The organism is Mesorhizobium sp. M9A.F.Ca.ET.002.03.1.2 (assembly GCF_003952365.1).
In the GTDB taxonomy this organism is placed as follows: Bacteria; Pseudomonadota; Alphaproteobacteria; order Rhizobiales; family Rhizobiaceae; genus Mesorhizobium.
Genome location: NZ_CP034443.1, coordinates 3,527,180 through 3,543,680 on the forward strand (window position 1 = coordinate 3,527,180; position 16,501 = coordinate 3,543,680).

Below are 16,501 nucleotides of genomic sequence, written 5' to 3' on the forward strand. Positions count from 1 at the left end.
TTCGCGGCGTCAACACTCAAGAGGCGTAGCTGAAAGGCCGCCTCGACAGGGAGAACTCCATGCTGAAAAATATGCTGAAGGCGACGGTATTCGCCACAACCATGGCCTTGGCCGCCGGCACGTTCTACACGCCGGCTTTCGCCGAGACCGTCTATAACCGCGGATCCGCCGCCGAAGCGGAGACGCTCGATCCGCACAAGACCTCGACGGTCTACGAAGCCGATATCATACGCGACCTGTTCCAGGGCCTCGTCATGCATGACCAGAAGACGAACCTCATTCCGGGCGCCGCCGAAAGCTGGACAGTGTCCGACGACGGCACCGTCTACACCTTCAAGCTGCGCAAGGACGGCCTCTGGTCGGATGGCAGCCCGGTGACGGCGGACGACTTTGTCTATTCGTTCCAACGGCTGGAAGATCCGGCCACCGCTGCCGAATACGCTTCCATGCTCTATCCCGTGAAGAACGCCGAGGAAGTCAACACCAAGAAGGGCAAGCCGGAGGATATGGGCGTCAAGGCGATTGACGCAAATACCCTCGAAGTCACGCTCAAGGCGCCAACGCCTTACTTCTTGGAGATGCTGACCCATCAGGCGACCTATCCGGTCAGCAAGGCATCTATCGAAAAGCTTGGCGCCGACTGGGTCAAGGCAGGCAAGCTGGTCTCCAACGGGGCCTTTACAGCGGCGGAGTGGATTCCCAACGACCATCTGAAGCTGGTCAAGAATCCGAAATTCTGGGACGCCGCGAGCGTCAAATTCGACGTGGTCAACTACATCCCGACCGAGGATCGCTCGTCGGCGATGAAGCGCTTCGAGGCCGGCGAATTCGACAGTTACGGTGACCTGCCGACAGAACAGCTCGCCGATCTCAAGACCAAATTCGGCGACCAGATCCGTGTCGGGCCATACCTTGGCACCTACTATTTTGCGATCAAGACCGACAAGGCGCCGTGGGACAACGTCGAATTGCGCAACGCCATCTCCATGGCAATCGATCGCGACTTCCTTGCCGAAAAGGTCTGGCAGAACTCGATGCTGCCTGGCTATTCGATGGTGCCTCCGGGCATTGAGGGCTATACGCCGGCACTGGCCAAGTACGCGGACATGTCGCAGATCGACCGCGAAGACGAAGCCAAGAAGGTGCTTGAGAAGCTTGGCTACACGCCCGAGAAGCCGCTCAAGATGGAAATCCGCTACAACACTTCGGAAAACCACAAGAACACGGCGGTCGCCATCCAGGAGCAGTTGAAGCCGCTCGGCGTCGAAATCACACTGCTCAACACCGACACCAAGACCCACTACTCCTTCCTTGAGCAGAAGGGCGATTATGACGTGGCACGTGCCGGCTGGATTGCGGACTACAAGGATCCCGAAACCTTCCTCGGCATCTCCCGCAAGGCCAGTGGCAACAACTATTCGGACTACAGCAGCCCGAAATTCGAGGAAGCCATGGACAAGGCGGCGGCCGCCGGCGGCAAGCCCGAAGAGCGCATGAAGGAACTCGCTGAGGCCGAGCGTATCCTCGTCGACGATGTCGGCAACATCCCGCTTCTCTACTATAGCTACAAGGATATCGTTTCCTCGAAGCTGCATGGCTTCGACGACAATGTGATGGACATCCATCCGTCCCGCTTCATCAGCAAGGACTGATCCCTTAGCTGGGCCGCCGCGCAACCCAATGCGTGGCGGCGCTGGTTTGCCATCGCATCGGCCTGGGAACCGGAATCGATTTTCGGCAATGTCGGTGCGAGGATTTGAAGGCTAGAGCGCAATCGTCCAGCTGGACGCGCGCTGCTCTGGATCAAGCGGGGAACCGATGCTGCGTTACGTATTCCGGCGGCTCCTGACCGCCATCCCGACGCTGTTCGTCATCGTGACCGTGGCGTTCTTCCTGATACGCGTCGCGCCTGGCGGCCCGTTCAATCAGGAGCGGGGCCTGAGCCCCGAGATCAGGGCCAATCTCGAAGCGCAGTTCGGCCTCAACGACCCGCTCTGGCTGCAATATGTCCACTATCTCGGCAATCTGCTGCGCGGCAATTTCGGTCCGAGCTATAACCTGCCGGATTTTACCGTCACCGAATTGTTTGCAAGGGGCCTGCCCGTTTCAATCCAGATCGGCGCCTCGGCGCTGATCCTGGCACTGCTGCTCGGCGGCATACTCGGCACCATTGCCGCGCTCAATCAGAACAAGCTTGCCGACTACTCGGTCATTGCGCTGGCCGCCGCCGGCAGCACCATCCCGACCTTCGTCATCGCGCCGGTGATCCAGCTTTTGTTCGGTCTGACCTGGAAGCTGCTGCCGATCGGCGGCTGGGGTGATGGCGCCGTGCTCAACAAGGTCGGCCCGGTGCTGACGCTTGCCCTGCCGCAGATCGCCATCGTCGCGCGCCTGATGCGCGGCTCGATGATCGAATCGCTGCGCTCGCACCACATCCGCACCGCCCGCGCGCTCGGCCTGTCGGACTGGTCGGTGGTCGTCAAGCATGCGCTGCGCGGCGCCATCCTGCCGATCGTCTCCTTTACCGGTCCGGCGGCAGCCGCGCTGCTCACCGGCTCGATCATCGTCGAGACGATCTTCGCTGTTCCCGGCGTTGGTCGCTATTTCGTCGATGCCGCGCTCAACCGTGATTACACGCTGGTCATGGGCACCGTGGTGGTCATCGCGCTGTTCACCATCGTCTTCAACCTGATCGTCGACGTCATGTATGCCTTCGTCGATCCGAGGGTGCGCTATGACTGACATTGCAGCCACCGCACCGGCCGTCGTCGGCCGCTCCCTATGGGGCGATGCCTGGGCGCGCCTCAAGGCCAATCGCGCCGCCATGTTCAGCCTGTATTATCTTGCCTTCATTGCCGTCATTAGCGTGTTCGGGCCCTCTTTGGTGCCGCATCGATACACCACCATCTACGCCGACTATGTGCGCACGCCGCCGAGCTTCTCGTCTTATCCGAAGGCCGACATGATCGAAACCGCGCTCAAAGAGGCGATCAAGCGTATGCGTGTCGACATCAAGGAGTGGCGCCAGGAAGGCAATCGCATCTTCGTCACCGTCACATCGTCCAAACCGATCGATGACCGCAACGTCCGCTATCTCGACCGTTCCGATGCCTTCGACGACACCAAGATCGAGAGCAAATCGCCTGACGGCCTCGAAGCGGTGATGAGCGCTTCGATCAGGCAGCAATATTTCCTGTTCGGCACCGACAATACCGGCCGAGATCTGCTGTCGCGGACGCTGATGGCCGGGCGCATTTCGCTGGCCATCGGCCTGCTCGCTGGGGTCGTCGCCGGCGTCATCGGCGTGCTCTACGGCGCTACAGCCGGCTTTGTCGGCGGCAAGGTCGACGAGGTGATGATGCGCATCGTCGACGTACTCTATTCGCTGCCGTTCATCTTCTTCGTCATCATGCTGGTGGTGTTCTTCGGCCGGAACTTCGTGCTGATGTTCCTGGCGGTCGGCGCGGTGCTGTGGCTCGATATGGCACGCATCGTGCGCGGACAGGCGCTGTCGATCCGGCGCCAGGAATATGTCCAGGCAGCGGAGGCGATGGGCGTTGGCCAGCGCGGCATCCTGATCCGCCACGTCATCCCCAACCTGCTCGGCCCGGTGGTGATCTACATGACGCTGCTGGTGCCGCAGGTCATCATCCTGGAGAGTTTCCTGTCGTTCCTCGGCCTCGGCGTCCAGGAACCGATGACCAGCTGGGGCGTGCTGATCTCGACCGGCGCCCACAACATCGGCTCGGCCAACTGGCTGCTCCTGTTCCCGGCCTTCTTTCTCGTCTCGACGCTGTTTGCGCTGAATTTCGTCGGCGATGGCCTGCGCGACGCACTCGACCCCAGGGATCGCTGAGATGGTCGCTTCCGAAACGATCCTCAGCGTCAAGGACCTTCGGGTCCGCTTCCGCACGCTCGATGGCGCGGTCGAAGCCGTCAAGGGCATCAACATCCACGTTAATGCAGGCGAGACCGTCGCCGTGGTCGGCGAATCCGGCTCCGGCAAGAGCCAGACGATGATGGCGGCGATGAGCCTGCTGGCCTCGAACGGCGAGGCGACAGGCGTCGTCGACTATCGCGGCCGCAACCTTTTGACCCTGAGCAAGTCCGAGTTGAACAAGGTCCGCGGCCGTAAAATCAGCATGATCTTCCAGGAGCCGATGACCTCGCTCGATCCGCTTTATTCGATCGGCAACCAGCTGATCGAACCGATCCGCCGACATCGCGGGCTTAGCGCGGCACAAGCACGCGAAGAGGCGCTCAAGCTCTTGCAGCTGGTCCATATTCCCGATCCCGAGCGGCGGATGAAATCCTACCCGCATGAGATGTCGGGTGGTCAGCGCCAGCGGGTGATGATCGCCATGGCGCTGGCCAACGATCCCGACATTCTGATCGCGGACGAGCCGACGACGGCGCTCGACGTGACGATCCAGGCGCAGATCCTCACGCTGCTCGCCGAACTGCAGCGCAAGCTCGGCATGGCGATCGTCTTCATCACCCATGATCTCGGCATTGTCCGGCGCTTTGCCGACCGCGTCTATGTCATGCGCTACGGCGAGGTCGTCGAGGAGGGCGAGGCAGAAGCGATCTTCGTCAACCCTCAGCATGCCTATACCAAGATGCTGTTGGCCGCCGAGCCGACCGGAAGCAAGGCGCCGCCGCCGCCAAACGCGCCCGTCCTGCTCGAAGGCCGGAATGTCGAAGTGACTTTCAAGATCGGTGGCGGGTTTCTTGCCGGAGAGCCGCTGATGCTGCGCGCTGTCGATCACATTTCGATCCGGCTGAAACGAAATCAGACTATCGGCATCGTCGGCGAATCCGGTTCGGGAAAATCAACGCTTGGCCGGGCGTTGCTGCGGCTCCTGCCGAGCGATGGCGTCATCCGCTTTGGCGATCGCGATATTTCCGCCGCCGACCGTCAGGCCATGCGGCCGCTGCGGCGCGAATTGCAGCTCGTCTTCCAGGACCCGTTCGGTTCGCTGTCGCCGCGCATGACCGTCGGCCAGGTCATCACCGAAGGGCTTCTGGTGCATGAGCCGTCCCTGTCGGGCAGGCAACGCGATCTGCGCGCGGTCGAGGCCTTGCGCGAAGTCGGGCTCGATCCGAATACGCGCAATCGCTACCCGCACGAATTCTCCGGCGGCCAGCGCCAGCGCATCGCCATCGCGCGTGCGATGATCCTCAAGCCCAAGGTGGTTGTCCTCGATGAGCCGACGTCGGCGCTCGACCGTTCCGTCCAGAAGCAGATCGTCGAATTGCTGCGCAAGCTGCAGGCCGACCACGAACTGTCCTACCTGTTCATCAGCCACGATCTCGCCGTCGTGCGCGCCATGGCCGATTACATCATCGTCATGAAGCAGGGCAAGATCGTCGAGGAAGGACCGACCGAGGCGATCTTCAGCAATCCGCAAGCCACCTACACGCAGACGCTGATGAATGCGGCCATCGACGTCACACGGTTTCGCTTGAGCGCATAGCGCCGCCGCTCAGGTCCGCAGCGGATGATGGTCGTTTCGGGAGCCAAACAGCCCGCGTCCTCCCCGGGGGGCGCGGGCTTTCTGTTAGGCCTTTCGGCGGATTGGTTCCTGGACCAGACCTGTCGGCCGAAGGGTTTGTCGACATGAGTTCTGTTTGACATAGAGGCATTACGGCAATAGCGTGCTCACCTGGTATAAAAGGTATGCCACGTGATTGGGGTTCAGATCAAACAGCGGAAGCTTTCCGACGAGGTCGTAGAACACCTCGAGCGGCTGATCCGCACCGGAGAGTTGGCCGAAGCCGACAGACTCCCGTCGGAACGGGAACTCATGCGGCAGTTCGGGGTCGGACGCCCCTCAATCCGGGAGGCGCTGCTGCATCTGAGCAAGATGGGCCTTGTCGAGGTGCGATCCGGCGAGCGTGCCCGCGTCACCCGCCCCACGCCCCAATTCGTGATCGACGCCCTCTCGGGGCCGGCACGGCACATGATTTCGGCCCCAGGCGGGGTTCACGACTTCCAGAGCGCGCGTCTGTTTTTCGAGGTCGGGCTTGCCCGCAACGCCGCTGTGAATGCCACGCCAGAGGACATTGAAAGCTTCAAGGAGGCGCTCGAAATAAACCGGCAGTCGATCGGCGACCTCACGCGCTTCGAGCGTACGGACGTGGACTTCCACTACGTGCTGGCGGTGATCACCCGCAATCGAATCTTCACAGCCATCCACGCGGCATTAGCCGAATGGCTGCTCGAACAGCGGCGGACGACTTTGGCCGAAGGTGAAGACCGCAAGGCCTACGAGGCCCATCGCGAAATCTTCGAGGCGATCGCGGCGCGCGATCCGGACGGGGCCGAAGCGGCGATGCGCAGGCATCTGGAATATGTATCGAGGCGCTATCTGGAAATCGCGAGGCCCAAGTGATGACGAGCTTCGTCGTCTGGGTCGATTTCCGCCTCAAGCCGGGCGCCCGGGACAGCTTCCGAAAGCTGGTCGACGCCAATGCGATCGCGTCGGTGCGCAGCGAGGCCGGCTGCCGCCGCTTCGACGTGACGGAGGCGCGCGGCGAACCGGACCGGATCGTGCTCTACGAAATTTACGACAGTGAGGCCGCCTTCGACGAACACTGCCGCACGATTCATTTCGACGAGTTCAACACGCTAAGCGCGCCGCTCGTCGACACCAAATTGGTGACGATCTGCGATCTCGTTCTCGAGGCGACACCTTGAAGAATGCATAGCCGGTTAGCGCCGGTTTGGGCGAAAGGGGAGGAAGTGCATGTCGCAACCAGGTCTCAAGGCGTTAGCCGCTCACCGGCGGGTCAAGCTCGGCACGCTCGTCGCCGAGTTCGCGACGCCGGGAATCGGGCATATTCTGAAGTCCGCCGGCTGCGACTTCGTCTTCTTCGATATGGAGCATTCGGGCTTCAGCCTGGAGACGGTGAAGAGCGCGATCCGCTATTTCGAGGCGGCCGACCTGCCGGTGATGGTGCGTGTGCCGTCGCAGGACTACCATTTCCTCGCCCGCGCCATGGATATGGGCGCCGAAGGCCTGATCGCGCCGATGGTGAGCACCGTCGAACAGGCGCGGCACATCATCAATTCCATGAAATACCATCCTGCTGGCGCTCGCGGCGTGGCGTTGCAGATCGCGCATGACCGCTACCGTCCGGGTTCGGTTGCAGACAAATTCGAAGCGGCCAACCAGCGCTCGGCATTCATCTGCCTGATCGAAACCGCCGACGGCGTCAAGAACATCGATGGCATTGCGGGATTGGACGGGGTCGATTGTCTGTGGGTCGGACATTTCGATTTGTCGGTCTCGCTCGGCGTTCCCGGCGATTTCGCCCATCCCACCTTTACCGACGCGATGGACAAGATCGTTGCCGCCGCCAAGAAGCACAACAAATCGCTCGGACGCCTGGTGCCCAACGTGCAGCAGGGGCACGACTTCTATGCGCAAGGCTTCGATTTCATTTGCTATTCGGGTGATGTCTGGGTCCTGCACGATGCGATGGCCGACGCGGTCTCCAAGATCCGGGCCGTGTGCGAGTGAGGCGGAGGAGACGATGGCCAACACAATGTTCAGGGTGGCGCTCTCCGGTGATTTCCGCAAGCCGGACGGCTCGCCGACCTATCCCGACTTCGACTTGGAGCCGCTGCGCAATGCGCCCGATGTCGAGATGGCGTTCCTGGAATCGAACAACTCGCTGCGCGCCGAGCAGCTTGAGGATTTCGATGCGCTGATCCTGCTCACCCATCGCTTCGATGCGATGAGTGTCCCGAAGAGCGGCCGCCTGGCCGTCGTCGCCCGTTTCGGGGTCGGCTACGATACCGTCAATGTCGAGGCCTGCACCGCCGCCGGTATCGCGCTGGTCATCACGCCCGACGGCGTGCGACGGCCCGTCGCCATATCCGTCATCACCTTCATGCTGGCACTGACCGGCAAGCTGCTCACGAAGGACACACTGACCCGCAAGGGACCTCATGGATTCGACAAGCGTTCGCAGCATATGGGCGTCGGCCTGGTCGGGCGGACGCTGGGATCGCTCGGCATTGGCAACATCGGTGCTGAGGTCTTTCGCATGGCGAAGCCCTTCGACATGAAATTCATCGCCCATGACCCATTCGCCGACAGGAAGGTCGCTGCCGAACTCGGCATCGAACTGGTCGGGTTGGAGGACCTGTTCCGCCGCGCCGACGTGCTGTCGGTGAGCTGTCCGCTGACGCCTCAGACCCATCACATCGTCAATGCCGAGCGGCTCGCCCTGATGAAGCCGACGGCTTACCTGATCAATACCGCGCGCGGCCCGATCGTCGACCAGAAGGCGCTGACGAAAGTGCTGCAGGAGCGCCGCATAGCCGGCGCGGGGCTCGACGTGCTGGAGCAGGAGCCGCCGGACGCCGCCGACCCGATCCTCAAGCTCGACAACGTTATCCTGGCGCCGCACGCGCTCTGCTGGACCGACCAGTGCTTTGCCGGCAACGGTGCCGCCGACGTCAAGGCGGTGATCGAGGTGCAGCACGGCCGCGAACCGCGCGGCGTGGTCAATCGCGAGGTGCTTTCGACAGAAGCATGGAAGGATCGGTTGGCCGGTTTCGCCGCACGCTTCGGGGCGTAGGAGTACGAGAATACGGCGCGCCGCCACGGCCCTTCGCGGCGGCTTCACGGGAGGAATGCTCGACCGCCGCGCCCGCGGACGAGTGACGCAAACGGAAAAATGGGAGGACCAAGCACTATGAACGATCATGAAAAACGTGACTTTCAGGCAGGCCTCGAAGCAGAGGTCGATGCCTTCATGCGTGGCGAAACCACCCGCCGAACTTTCATAACCCGCTTCGGCCAGATGACCGGCATGCTGGCGGCGTCCGGGCCGATCCTGGGCATGATGACGGATTGGGCGCTGGCGCAGCAGAAGCTCGAACTCGCGGACGCCGGCTCGCCGCTCGGCCAGGCTCAGGCCGCGGCCATGAAGGCGTCGATGGAAGGGCCGGCGGACGGCTCCGCCTTCCGCGCGGTCGAGGCGGCCAAGGTGCATTCCGGCGTCACGCTCAACATGACTTACGAGGCAGGCCTGCAGGCGCTCGACCCGCGCAATTTCAGTGGGCCGATGTGGGAGCAGCTTACGGGCATGAAGTCGAATGTGGTCGAACTGTCGAACCCGGACCAGTACTCCAAGGCGGTGGCCGAGCACATCGCCGGCTCAGGCGCCTATGACGTCCTCGACATCTCGCCGGCCTGGACGCCGTCGCTCGCTGATGGCGGCGTCATCGCGCCTCTGGACGATTACATCGCCAAATACATGAACTTGGCCGATCTCGAGGATTATCATCCGCTCTACAAGGCACTGCCGACCTACAAGGGCAAGGTCTGGGGCTTCTTCGACGACGGCGACATGTTCGCTCTCTACTATCGCAAGGACATCTTCGAGGATCCGAAGATGGTGGAGGCATACCAGGCCAAGTTCAACGCCAAGCTTGCACCGCCGAAGACCTGGGAGGAGTATGCCCAGATCGCCCAGTTCATCACTGACCAGATGGCGCCCAACGTTTATGGCGCGGGCCATTTTCGAAAAGCCGGCAGCCCAGGAAACCAGTTCGATTTCCTGCAGCAGTATCGCGCCAACGGCGGAAAACTGTTCGGCGACGACATGAAAGCCGGCCTGGTTTCGGATGCCGGCGTCAAGACGCTGCAAAACATGATTGCCGCCAATGCGGCGTCGATCCCCGGCAACAACGAGCTCGACGCCGTCTCGCTGTGGGCGGCGTTCCTCACCGGAAAGGTGGCGATGATCTACTCCTGGCCGCCGTCAGGCCGGATGGCCGCGAACTATTCGCAGTCCGCGACTGCAATCAACTTCATCCCGCAATCACAGATCGCCGGCAAGGTCGGCTACGCGGTCGTGCCCGGCAATCCTGAACATGCGACCGGCTATAACAAGGCGCTGTCGGCAGATTCGGCCAACCCCGAAGCGGCCTACTTGTTCATGCAGTGGGTATGCTCGCCGCCCGTCTCGCTTGCTCGCTGCATGCTGCCCTATGCGCTTCGCGATCCTTACCGCATCTCCCACTTCAAGTCCGAGCTCTACGGCGCGCTGTTCCCGAGCGCCAAGGAGTATCTCAGCAACCTCAACAACTCGGCCAATGTTGGCCTCCTCGATCCGATCATGCCCGGTGCGCAGGACTATTTCCTCAGCATCGACCGCATGTGCACTGCAGTGTGGGCCGGTGCGGATCCGAAGGCGTCGCTGGAAACGGCGGCGGCCGAGTGGAACGAGACGACCGACCGGCTCGGCGTGGATTCGCAGAAGGCATTCTACACCGAGTTCCTGAAACTGCCGGGCGCCACCGCCGACAACACGGTGGAGAAGCTCGGCATGGCGGTCACCCTGTGAAGTCTCGGCCTGCGTCGGAGACGCCGGCCGGTTCTCTTGATCAAAATCGGTGTTGCGGGCGCTTGGTCCGCAACACCTCGTCGCAACCCAACCGCCAGGCGGATTCGGAATAATCGATGCAGCACACCGCCACCATCAGTCGCATGAAGGCCGCCGGCGCCCCGCCCCGGCTGTCGGGCTTCGCACAATGGGCGGATCGCCACTTCAAATGGCTGCTGGTCGCGCCAGCAGTGCTGCTGATCCTGGCGCTGTCGATCTATCCGCTGCTGTTTTCGCTGGTCGTATCCTTCATCAACTATGATTTCCAGGTGCCGGGCCACGCCTTTGTCGGACTGAAGAATTTCGAGCGGGTCGTGTTCGATCCCGTCGCGCGTTGGTCGCTGTTGCTGACAGCGTGGCTGTCGGGGGTCAGCGTCGCCATCGAATTCGTGCTCGGGCTTCTGGTGGCGTTGACCATGGTGCGCAGCTTTCCGGGCCGCGGCGTGATCATGTCGATCCTGATCGTGCCGCTGTTCATCAGCCCGGTCATCGTCGGCCAGGCCTGGACGCTGCTGCTGCAGCGGCCTTTCGGGCCGACCAACTACATCTTGACGCAATTGTTGGGGCAGGAGGTGACGATCGGCTGGATGACCGAAGCTCCATGGCTTTATGCTTCGCTGATCATCGCCGATGTCTGGCAGTGGACGCCATTCATGTTCGTCATCCTGCTCGCCGGGCTGACCGCCATTCCGCCGAACCTCTATGAGGCGGCGGAACTCGACGGCGTCAACGCCTGGCAGGCATTCTGGGCGATAACCCTGCCGCATCTCGCGCCGATGATGCTGCTGGCGCTAACCTTTCGGCTGCTCGACGCCATCCGCATGTTCGACACTATTTTCATCATGACCGGCGGCGGGCCGGGCACGCGGACCTATACCGCGTCCTACTATCTCTACACGGTCGGCTTTACCCAGTTCCATCTGTCGCAGGCGACCGCCGGGAGCTGGCTGTTCCTGATCTTCACCGCGCTCGTGGTGACGCTGCTGGTGCGGCGCCTGTTGAAGGCGGAGCCGGTCTGATGGCCGCCGTCGCGCCCGCCCGCCGCAGGAAACGCCGGTCGGTACCCATCGGCCGCATCCTGCTGCTCGGCTTCTTCCTGCTCTTCGTGCTGTGGCCGCTCTACTGGATGTTCAACACATCAATCAAGCCGAGTGACGACTACCTCACCGTGCCGCCGGTCTGGTTCCCCACCGCGCCGACGCTTGTCCACTACGAAGCCGCGCTGTTCGCCTATCGCGGCCTCGACGGGCTGATCAACAGCCTGATCATCTCACTGTCGGCAACGGTGCTATCGGCCTTGTTCGGCACGCTGATGGCCTACAGCCTGGCGCGCTACAACACCGGCGGCCAGCATCTGTCCTTCTGGGTGCTGTCGCAGCGTTTCCTGCCGCCCATCGGCATCGTGCTGCCGGTATTCCTGATTTATCGCGGCGTCGGCCTCTACGACACGCATATCGGCCTGATCATCGCCTATACGGTGTTCACGCTGCCGGTATCGGTATGGATGATGTTCGCCTATTTCCGCGGCATGCCGAAATCGATGGAAGAGGCGGCCCTCGTCGACGGCTGCACGCGCTGGGAAGCGTTCTGGCGCGTCGCGGTGCCGCTCGCCGCGCCCGGCATCGTCGCGGCGGCCGTCTTCGCCTTCATCGCCTGCTGGACGGAGTTCTTCTTCGCGCTGATCCTGACCAGCCGCACTGCTTTCACGCTGCCAACCGTGTTCCGCGCCTTCATCGGCTTCCAGGGCGCGCAATATGGCGAGGCGGCAGCCCTTGCCATCGTCTCCCTCGTGCCGTCGATCGCGCTGGGAGTACTTGCTCAACGACATCTCGTGCGCGGGCTGACGCTCGGCGCCGTTCGCGGATAGAAGGGATCGGCATGGCCGAAGTCAGGATCACCGGCTTGCACAAGCGCTACGGCGCCTTCCATGCCGTGCGTGGCATAGACCTCGATATTCGCGATGGCGAGTTCACCGTGCTGGTCGGCCCGTCCGGCTGTGGCAAGAGTACGCTGCTGCGGACCATCGCAGGGCTGGAGGAAAGTTCGGAAGGCACGATCGAGATTGGCGGCGAAGTGGTCAACGATTTCCGACCGCGCGACCGCGACGTGGCGATGGTGTTTCAAGATTATGCCCTTTATCCGCACATGAGCGTGGCGAAGAACATCGGCTTCGGCCTGAAGGCTCGCAAGATGCCCAAGCCAGAGGTGGAGGCACGCGTCGCCGAGGCGGCGCGCATGCTTGGCATCACTCCGCTGCTCAGGCGCTTTCCGCGTCAATTGTCCGGCGGACAGCGCCAGCGCGTCGCCATCGGCCGCGCTATAGTCCGCAACCCGCGCATCTTCCTGTTCGACGAGCCGCTGTCCAATCTCGACGCGCAGCTTCGCGACGAAATGCGCGGCGAGATCAAGCGCCTTCACCAGGACATCGCCACAACGATGATCTACGTCACCCATGACCAGATCGAGGCGATGACGCTGGCCGACCGCATCGTGCTGATGCGCGACGGGCTGATCGAGCAGCAGGGCGCGCCGCTCGACCTGTTCGAGCGCCCCGCCTCGACCTTCGTCGCTGGTTTTCTCGGTTCTCCGCGCATGAGCTTCCTGCCGGGCACGCTGAAGCTGGACGGCGGCGCTGCCGCCATCCGGCTCGCCGATGCGCTGCTTCCGGTCGCACCCGGCCGGCCCTCAATGGCGCCACCGACGGACAGCCAGTGCTGCTCGGGCTGCGGCCGGAACATCTGACTCGCGCGCACGCAGCAGCACCTGCGCAGGGCACATTTCGCTACGACGCAACGATCGACCTGCTGCAGCCGACCGGTTCGCGCAGCTATGCGACCTTCCGTCTCGCCGGCGCGCCGGTGATGGCGGAACTGCAGGCGCACGACGTCAGCCGTCCCGGCGAGAGGCTGCCGATCGACATCAACATGAACCGGGCCTCCATTTTCGACGCTAGGACCGAGCGAGCGATTTGACGAGGCAGCATCTCGAGCGTGGCTCATTCCCGGCAACCATCGTGAGCAGGATCAGCATTCGGCGGCACCCCTCTGCCACAGTCGAACATCTTGCTCCTGACGCTGGTCCAAGATCGCAACGGAAGTTCAATTTCATTTCCTGGGCAGCCCGTCATAATAAGGCTGGCGGCGGCATTGCAGGCATGTCTCGAGGAGGAGATGAAAATGCGGCTCAACAGGCCTTTTATTTTTGCAGGTAAAGTTTCATCGACGCTTTTTCCCGCAGCAGGGAGGAAACAGCATCGACGTTCGGCCATCCTGGCATGTGCGGCTGTGGTGGCCGGTTCCGCAATCGCTGGTTTCGGGGCACAAGGCGCCGAGATGGGAAACTGGATCACCACCTGGGCTGCCACACCTGCTCCGCGCTGGTCGGATGATCTTCCTGCGCCTTTCGGAGTGCCGGAGGTGCTGGAGAATCAGACCGTCCGCCAAGTTGCCCGCATCAGTGTTGGGGGCAACAGCGTCCGGGTTGTCCTATCGAACGCCTTCAGCGCTAAGCCGCTGACCATCGGTGCCGGCAGCGTAGCAATAGCAGGCAAGGACGGCGCCGTCGATCAGGCGACCCTGAAGCCCCTCACATGGGGCGGCAAGAGTTCTGTGGTCATTCCGGCGGGAGCCCCGATCCTCAGTGACCCCGTCGCCCTCCCGGCAGAAGCGCTTTCCGACATCTCGGTCAGCATCTTCCTGCCGAAGAAGACGGCGCTCTCGTCGGTGCATTGGGATGGTGTGCAAACCGCCTATATCTCCGGTCCGGGCAATTTCACAAATGACGCAGCGTTTGAAGCTGACAGCACACTCAAATCTCGCCTTTTTCTAAGCGATATATGGATTGACGCCGCGCCGGAATCCCAAGCGATCGTGTTTTTCGGGGATTCCATCACGGATGGGAATTGCTCGACCCCCGATGCCAATAATCGCTGGCCAGACCAAGTCGCCAAGCGATTGCAGGAGGCCAACCGCAAGGTCGCGGTGGTCAACGAAGCTTTTTCGGGCAATCGCGTGTTGACCGACGGTATGGGTGTCAATGCTCTGGCACGTTTCGATTCTGATGTCCTGAGCCATCCCAATGTCTCGACCGTCGTCGTGATGATGGGCATCAACGATATCGGTTGGCCCGGCGAAAAAGCAATCACGCCGGACGATAAGGAACCGATCGCCGAAGACATCATCAGCGGATACAAACAACTCATCGACCGCGCGCATGCCCATGGCATACGCATCGTAGGTGCGACGTTGACCCCTTTCGCCGACACCTTCAAAGGGCTTCCTACCGAGGGCTACTACACACCCGAGAAGGAAAAGATACGCGTCACTGTGAATGAATGGATCCGCTCCGGCGGCGGCTTTGACGGCGTGATCGACTTCGACAAGGTGATGGAAGACCCGGCCAAGCCGGGATACCTGCGCGACGACTACGACTGCGGCGATAACCTCCATCCCAATGACGCGGGATATAAGGCTATGGCGGACGCGGTCGATCTCGATCTCCTGTTGGGACCAGCTAAATAGGTCGCTACTGACCCTTGCCGTGCGGCTCAGGCACCGCGGCAAGGGTCGCCCCTTTTGGCTGAACACAGGCCTGCAGATCGCAAGGTTTGCTTCCTGCCCATGTCCGACAAGCAGGGTGTGAAATATTTTTCTGTGAATGAATTTTATTGAGCGGGTGAGGCGATCGCAAAATTGCCCGGGGAGCGGGTTTCGATCATCCGACAGCGTGAAAAGCCGGACGCGGCGGTTTCTTTGGCGGCCGCGCCCCTTTGATCGATAGACGCGGTAGTGGATAAGCCTTGCATGAACATTGTGATGTTTACCAACACATTCAGCCCGCATGTAGGCGGCGTTGCACACAGCGTCGCGTGGTTGTCGGAGACGCTGCGTGAGTTGGGACATGCAGTCCTGATCGTCGCGCCGGACTATGCGGAAGCAGTTCGATCAGAAAGCGACATCATTCGCGTCCCTGCGATCCAGAATTTTAACGGGAGCGATTTTTCGGTGCCGATCCCGTTCACCCGCTCTCTCGAGAAGACGCTGAACGCCTTCGAGCCGGATATTATCCATTCGCACCACCCGTTTCTCCTCGGCGACACCGCCCTTCGCACCGCCGCGTCGCGATCGTTGCCGGCCATATTCACCTATCACACCCGCTACGAACTCTACGGACACTACGTTGCGCAGGATGCACCGGTCCTCCAACGGCTCGTGCTCAGCCTTGCGGCGGGCTACTGCGATCTGTGCGACCATATCATCGCTCCAACGCTCAGCATTGCCGACCTCTTGCGCCACCACGATGTCACCAAACCGATCACCATAATCCCGACAGGGATTGATCTGGCCAGGTTCTCCAACGGAGATCGGCTGAGATTGCGGAGCCGCTTGGGAATAGCGGAAACCGATTTCATCGTCGGGCACGTAGGCCGGTTGGCGCCGGAGAAGAACCTGACTTACCTCACCGAAGCAGTCTGCCTGTTTCTTTCGCAGAATGAGCGCACGCATTTTATCGTCGCCGGCGACGGTTCGTCAGCGTCCGAAATGCGCCGGATGCTGGATGAAGCTGGTCTTCAGGACAGATGCCATCTGCTGGGCATGGTCGAAGGCGCCGATCTGGCCGACGTCTATGCCGCCATGGACGTCTTCGCCTTCTCGTCGCGCTCCGAAACCCAGGGTCTTGTGCTCGTCGAGGCCATGGCAGCCGGCATTCCCGTGGTTGGGCTTGATGAACCTGGAGTCCGTGAAGTGGTACACAACGGAAAGAACGGCCATCTCCTGTCAGCCGATGCGTCCCCAGCCCAATTCTCAAAAGCTCTCGCCAAGGTCCGCGCGATCACTCCACCGGGCCGAGCAGCGCTGCAAGAAGAAGCCGGACGGACTGCGGCCTCCTATTCACGATCTTCGACCGCCCAGCAGACCATCGATCTCTATTCGCGCGCTGTCGCGAGCCATATCGGTACCCGAGCTATCGGCACTCGCTCCTTTGAGGCGACGCTCGAAGGTCTCAAGCAGGAATGGAGAATCCTCGCCAACCTTGCGAATGCCGTCAAGGACGCGGTGGCGACGCGCAGTGACCCCGTAAAGTGACTGTGGAACCT

General features: G+C 61.8%; 13 protein-coding genes and 1 pseudogene. All 14 read left to right on the forward strand.

Features of this window, described 5'->3' with window-relative positions; translation table 11 throughout:
• The first annotated feature begins 59 nt into the window (after positions 1–59).
• The 14 genes and pseudogenes from EJ066_RS16950 (at position 60) to EJ066_RS17015 (ending at position 16,490) form a co-directional block, all read left to right on the forward strand.
• Positions 60–1,652, forward strand: a complete 1,593-nt coding sequence (locus EJ066_RS16950; protein ID WP_126039877.1) for a peptide ABC transporter substrate-binding protein — start codon at positions 60–62, stop codon at positions 1,650–1,652.
• Between the two features lie 166 nt (positions 1,653–1,818).
• Positions 1,819–2,742, forward strand: coding sequence for an ABC transporter permease subunit (locus EJ066_RS16955; protein ID WP_126039879.1), 924 nt, complete (start codon positions 1,819–1,821; stop codon positions 2,740–2,742).
• On the forward strand, positions 2,735–3,856 hold the full coding sequence (locus EJ066_RS16960; RefSeq protein ID WP_126039881.1) for an ABC transporter permease subunit: 1,122 nt from the start codon (positions 2,735–2,737) through the stop codon (positions 3,854–3,856). Before EJ066_RS16955 ends, EJ066_RS16960 begins: the two co-directional genes overlap by 8 nt.
• A gap of 1 nt (position 3,857) precedes the next feature.
• Positions 3,858–5,477, forward strand: a complete 1,620-nt coding sequence (locus EJ066_RS16965) for an ABC transporter ATP-binding protein (protein WP_126039883.1) — start codon at positions 3,858–3,860, stop codon at positions 5,475–5,477.
• Between the two features lie 210 nt (positions 5,478–5,687).
• A complete protein-coding gene (gene nanR / locus EJ066_RS16970; protein WP_126039885.1) occupies positions 5,688–6,395 on the forward strand; it encodes a transcriptional regulator NanR in 708 nt (235 codons plus the stop codon).
• On the forward strand, positions 6,395–6,700 hold the full coding sequence (locus tag EJ066_RS16975) for a putative quinol monooxygenase (protein WP_126039887.1): 306 nt from the start codon (positions 6,395–6,397) through the stop codon (positions 6,698–6,700). Before nanR ends, EJ066_RS16975 begins: the two co-directional genes overlap by 1 nt.
• Before the next feature lie 49 nt (positions 6,701–6,749).
• Positions 6,750–7,526 (forward strand): aldolase/citrate lyase family protein, encoded by a 777-nt coding sequence (locus tag EJ066_RS16980; RefSeq protein WP_126039889.1) that lies wholly within the window; start codon positions 6,750–6,752, stop codon positions 7,524–7,526.
• Positions 7,527–7,539: 13 nt separating this feature from the next.
• Entirely contained in the window at positions 7,540–8,592 is a 1,053-nt protein-coding gene (locus EJ066_RS16985) for an NAD(P)-dependent oxidoreductase (protein WP_126039891.1), read from the forward strand.
• A gap of 117 nt (positions 8,593–8,709) precedes the next feature.
• Positions 8,710–10,365, forward strand: coding sequence for an extracellular solute-binding protein (locus EJ066_RS16990; protein WP_126039893.1), 1,656 nt, complete (start codon positions 8,710–8,712; stop codon positions 10,363–10,365).
• Between the two features lie 116 nt (positions 10,366–10,481).
• Positions 10,482–11,423 (forward strand): sugar ABC transporter permease, encoded by a 942-nt coding sequence (locus tag EJ066_RS16995; protein WP_126039895.1) that lies wholly within the window; start codon positions 10,482–10,484, stop codon positions 11,421–11,423.
• A complete protein-coding gene (locus tag EJ066_RS17000) occupies positions 11,423–12,271 on the forward strand; it encodes a carbohydrate ABC transporter permease (protein WP_126039897.1) in 849 nt (282 codons plus the stop codon). The genes EJ066_RS16995 and EJ066_RS17000 overlap by 1 nt, the downstream gene beginning before the upstream one ends.
• Positions 12,272–12,282: 11 nt before the next feature.
• Positions 12,283–13,376, forward strand: a pseudogene (gene ugpC / locus EJ066_RS17005) (sn-glycerol-3-phosphate ABC transporter ATP-binding protein UgpC).
• Between the two features lie 204 nt (positions 13,377–13,580).
• Positions 13,581–14,924, forward strand: coding sequence for an SGNH/GDSL hydrolase family protein (locus EJ066_RS17010; RefSeq protein ID WP_126039899.1), 1,344 nt, complete (start codon positions 13,581–13,583; stop codon positions 14,922–14,924).
• A gap of 282 nt (positions 14,925–15,206) precedes the next feature.
• Positions 15,207–16,490 (forward strand): glycosyltransferase, encoded by a 1,284-nt coding sequence (locus tag EJ066_RS17015; RefSeq protein WP_126039901.1) that lies wholly within the window; start codon positions 15,207–15,209, stop codon positions 16,488–16,490.
• The last annotated feature ends 11 nt before the right edge of the window (positions 16,491–16,501 follow it).

What these genes read in the sequence shown, in the direction of transcription:
- EJ066_RS17015 (WP_126039901.1), top strand. Translation starts at nt 15,207, where the DNA reads ATGAACATTGTGATGTTTACCAACACATTCAGCCCGCATGTAGGCGGC.
- EJ066_RS16980 (WP_126039889.1), top strand. Translation starts at nt 6,750, where the DNA reads ATGTCGCAACCAGGTCTCAAGGCGTTAGCCGCTCACCGGCGGGTCAAG.
- EJ066_RS16960 (WP_126039881.1), top strand. Translation starts at nt 2,735, where the DNA reads ATGACTGACATTGCAGCCACCGCACCGGCCGTCGTCGGCCGCTCCCTA.
- EJ066_RS16995 (WP_126039895.1), top strand. Translation starts at nt 10,482, where the DNA reads ATGCAGCACACCGCCACCATCAGTCGCATGAAGGCCGCCGGCGCCCCG.
- EJ066_RS17010 (WP_126039899.1), top strand. Translation starts at nt 13,581, where the DNA reads ATGCGGCTCAACAGGCCTTTTATTTTTGCAGGTAAAGTTTCATCGACG.
- EJ066_RS16975 (WP_126039887.1), top strand. Translation starts at nt 6,395, where the DNA reads ATGACGAGCTTCGTCGTCTGGGTCGATTTCCGCCTCAAGCCGGGCGCC.
- EJ066_RS16950 (WP_126039877.1), top strand. Translation starts at nt 60, where the DNA reads ATGCTGAAAAATATGCTGAAGGCGACGGTATTCGCCACAACCATGGCC.
- EJ066_RS16955 (WP_126039879.1), top strand. Translation starts at nt 1,819, where the DNA reads ATGCTGCGTTACGTATTCCGGCGGCTCCTGACCGCCATCCCGACGCTG.
- EJ066_RS16985 (WP_126039891.1), top strand. Translation starts at nt 7,540, where the DNA reads ATGGCCAACACAATGTTCAGGGTGGCGCTCTCCGGTGATTTCCGCAAG.
- EJ066_RS17000 (WP_126039897.1), top strand. Translation starts at nt 11,423, where the DNA reads ATGGCCGCCGTCGCGCCCGCCCGCCGCAGGAAACGCCGGTCGGTACCC.
- EJ066_RS16965 (WP_126039883.1), top strand. Translation starts at nt 3,858, where the DNA reads ATGGTCGCTTCCGAAACGATCCTCAGCGTCAAGGACCTTCGGGTCCGC.
- EJ066_RS16990 (WP_126039893.1), top strand. Translation starts at nt 8,710, where the DNA reads ATGAACGATCATGAAAAACGTGACTTTCAGGCAGGCCTCGAAGCAGAG.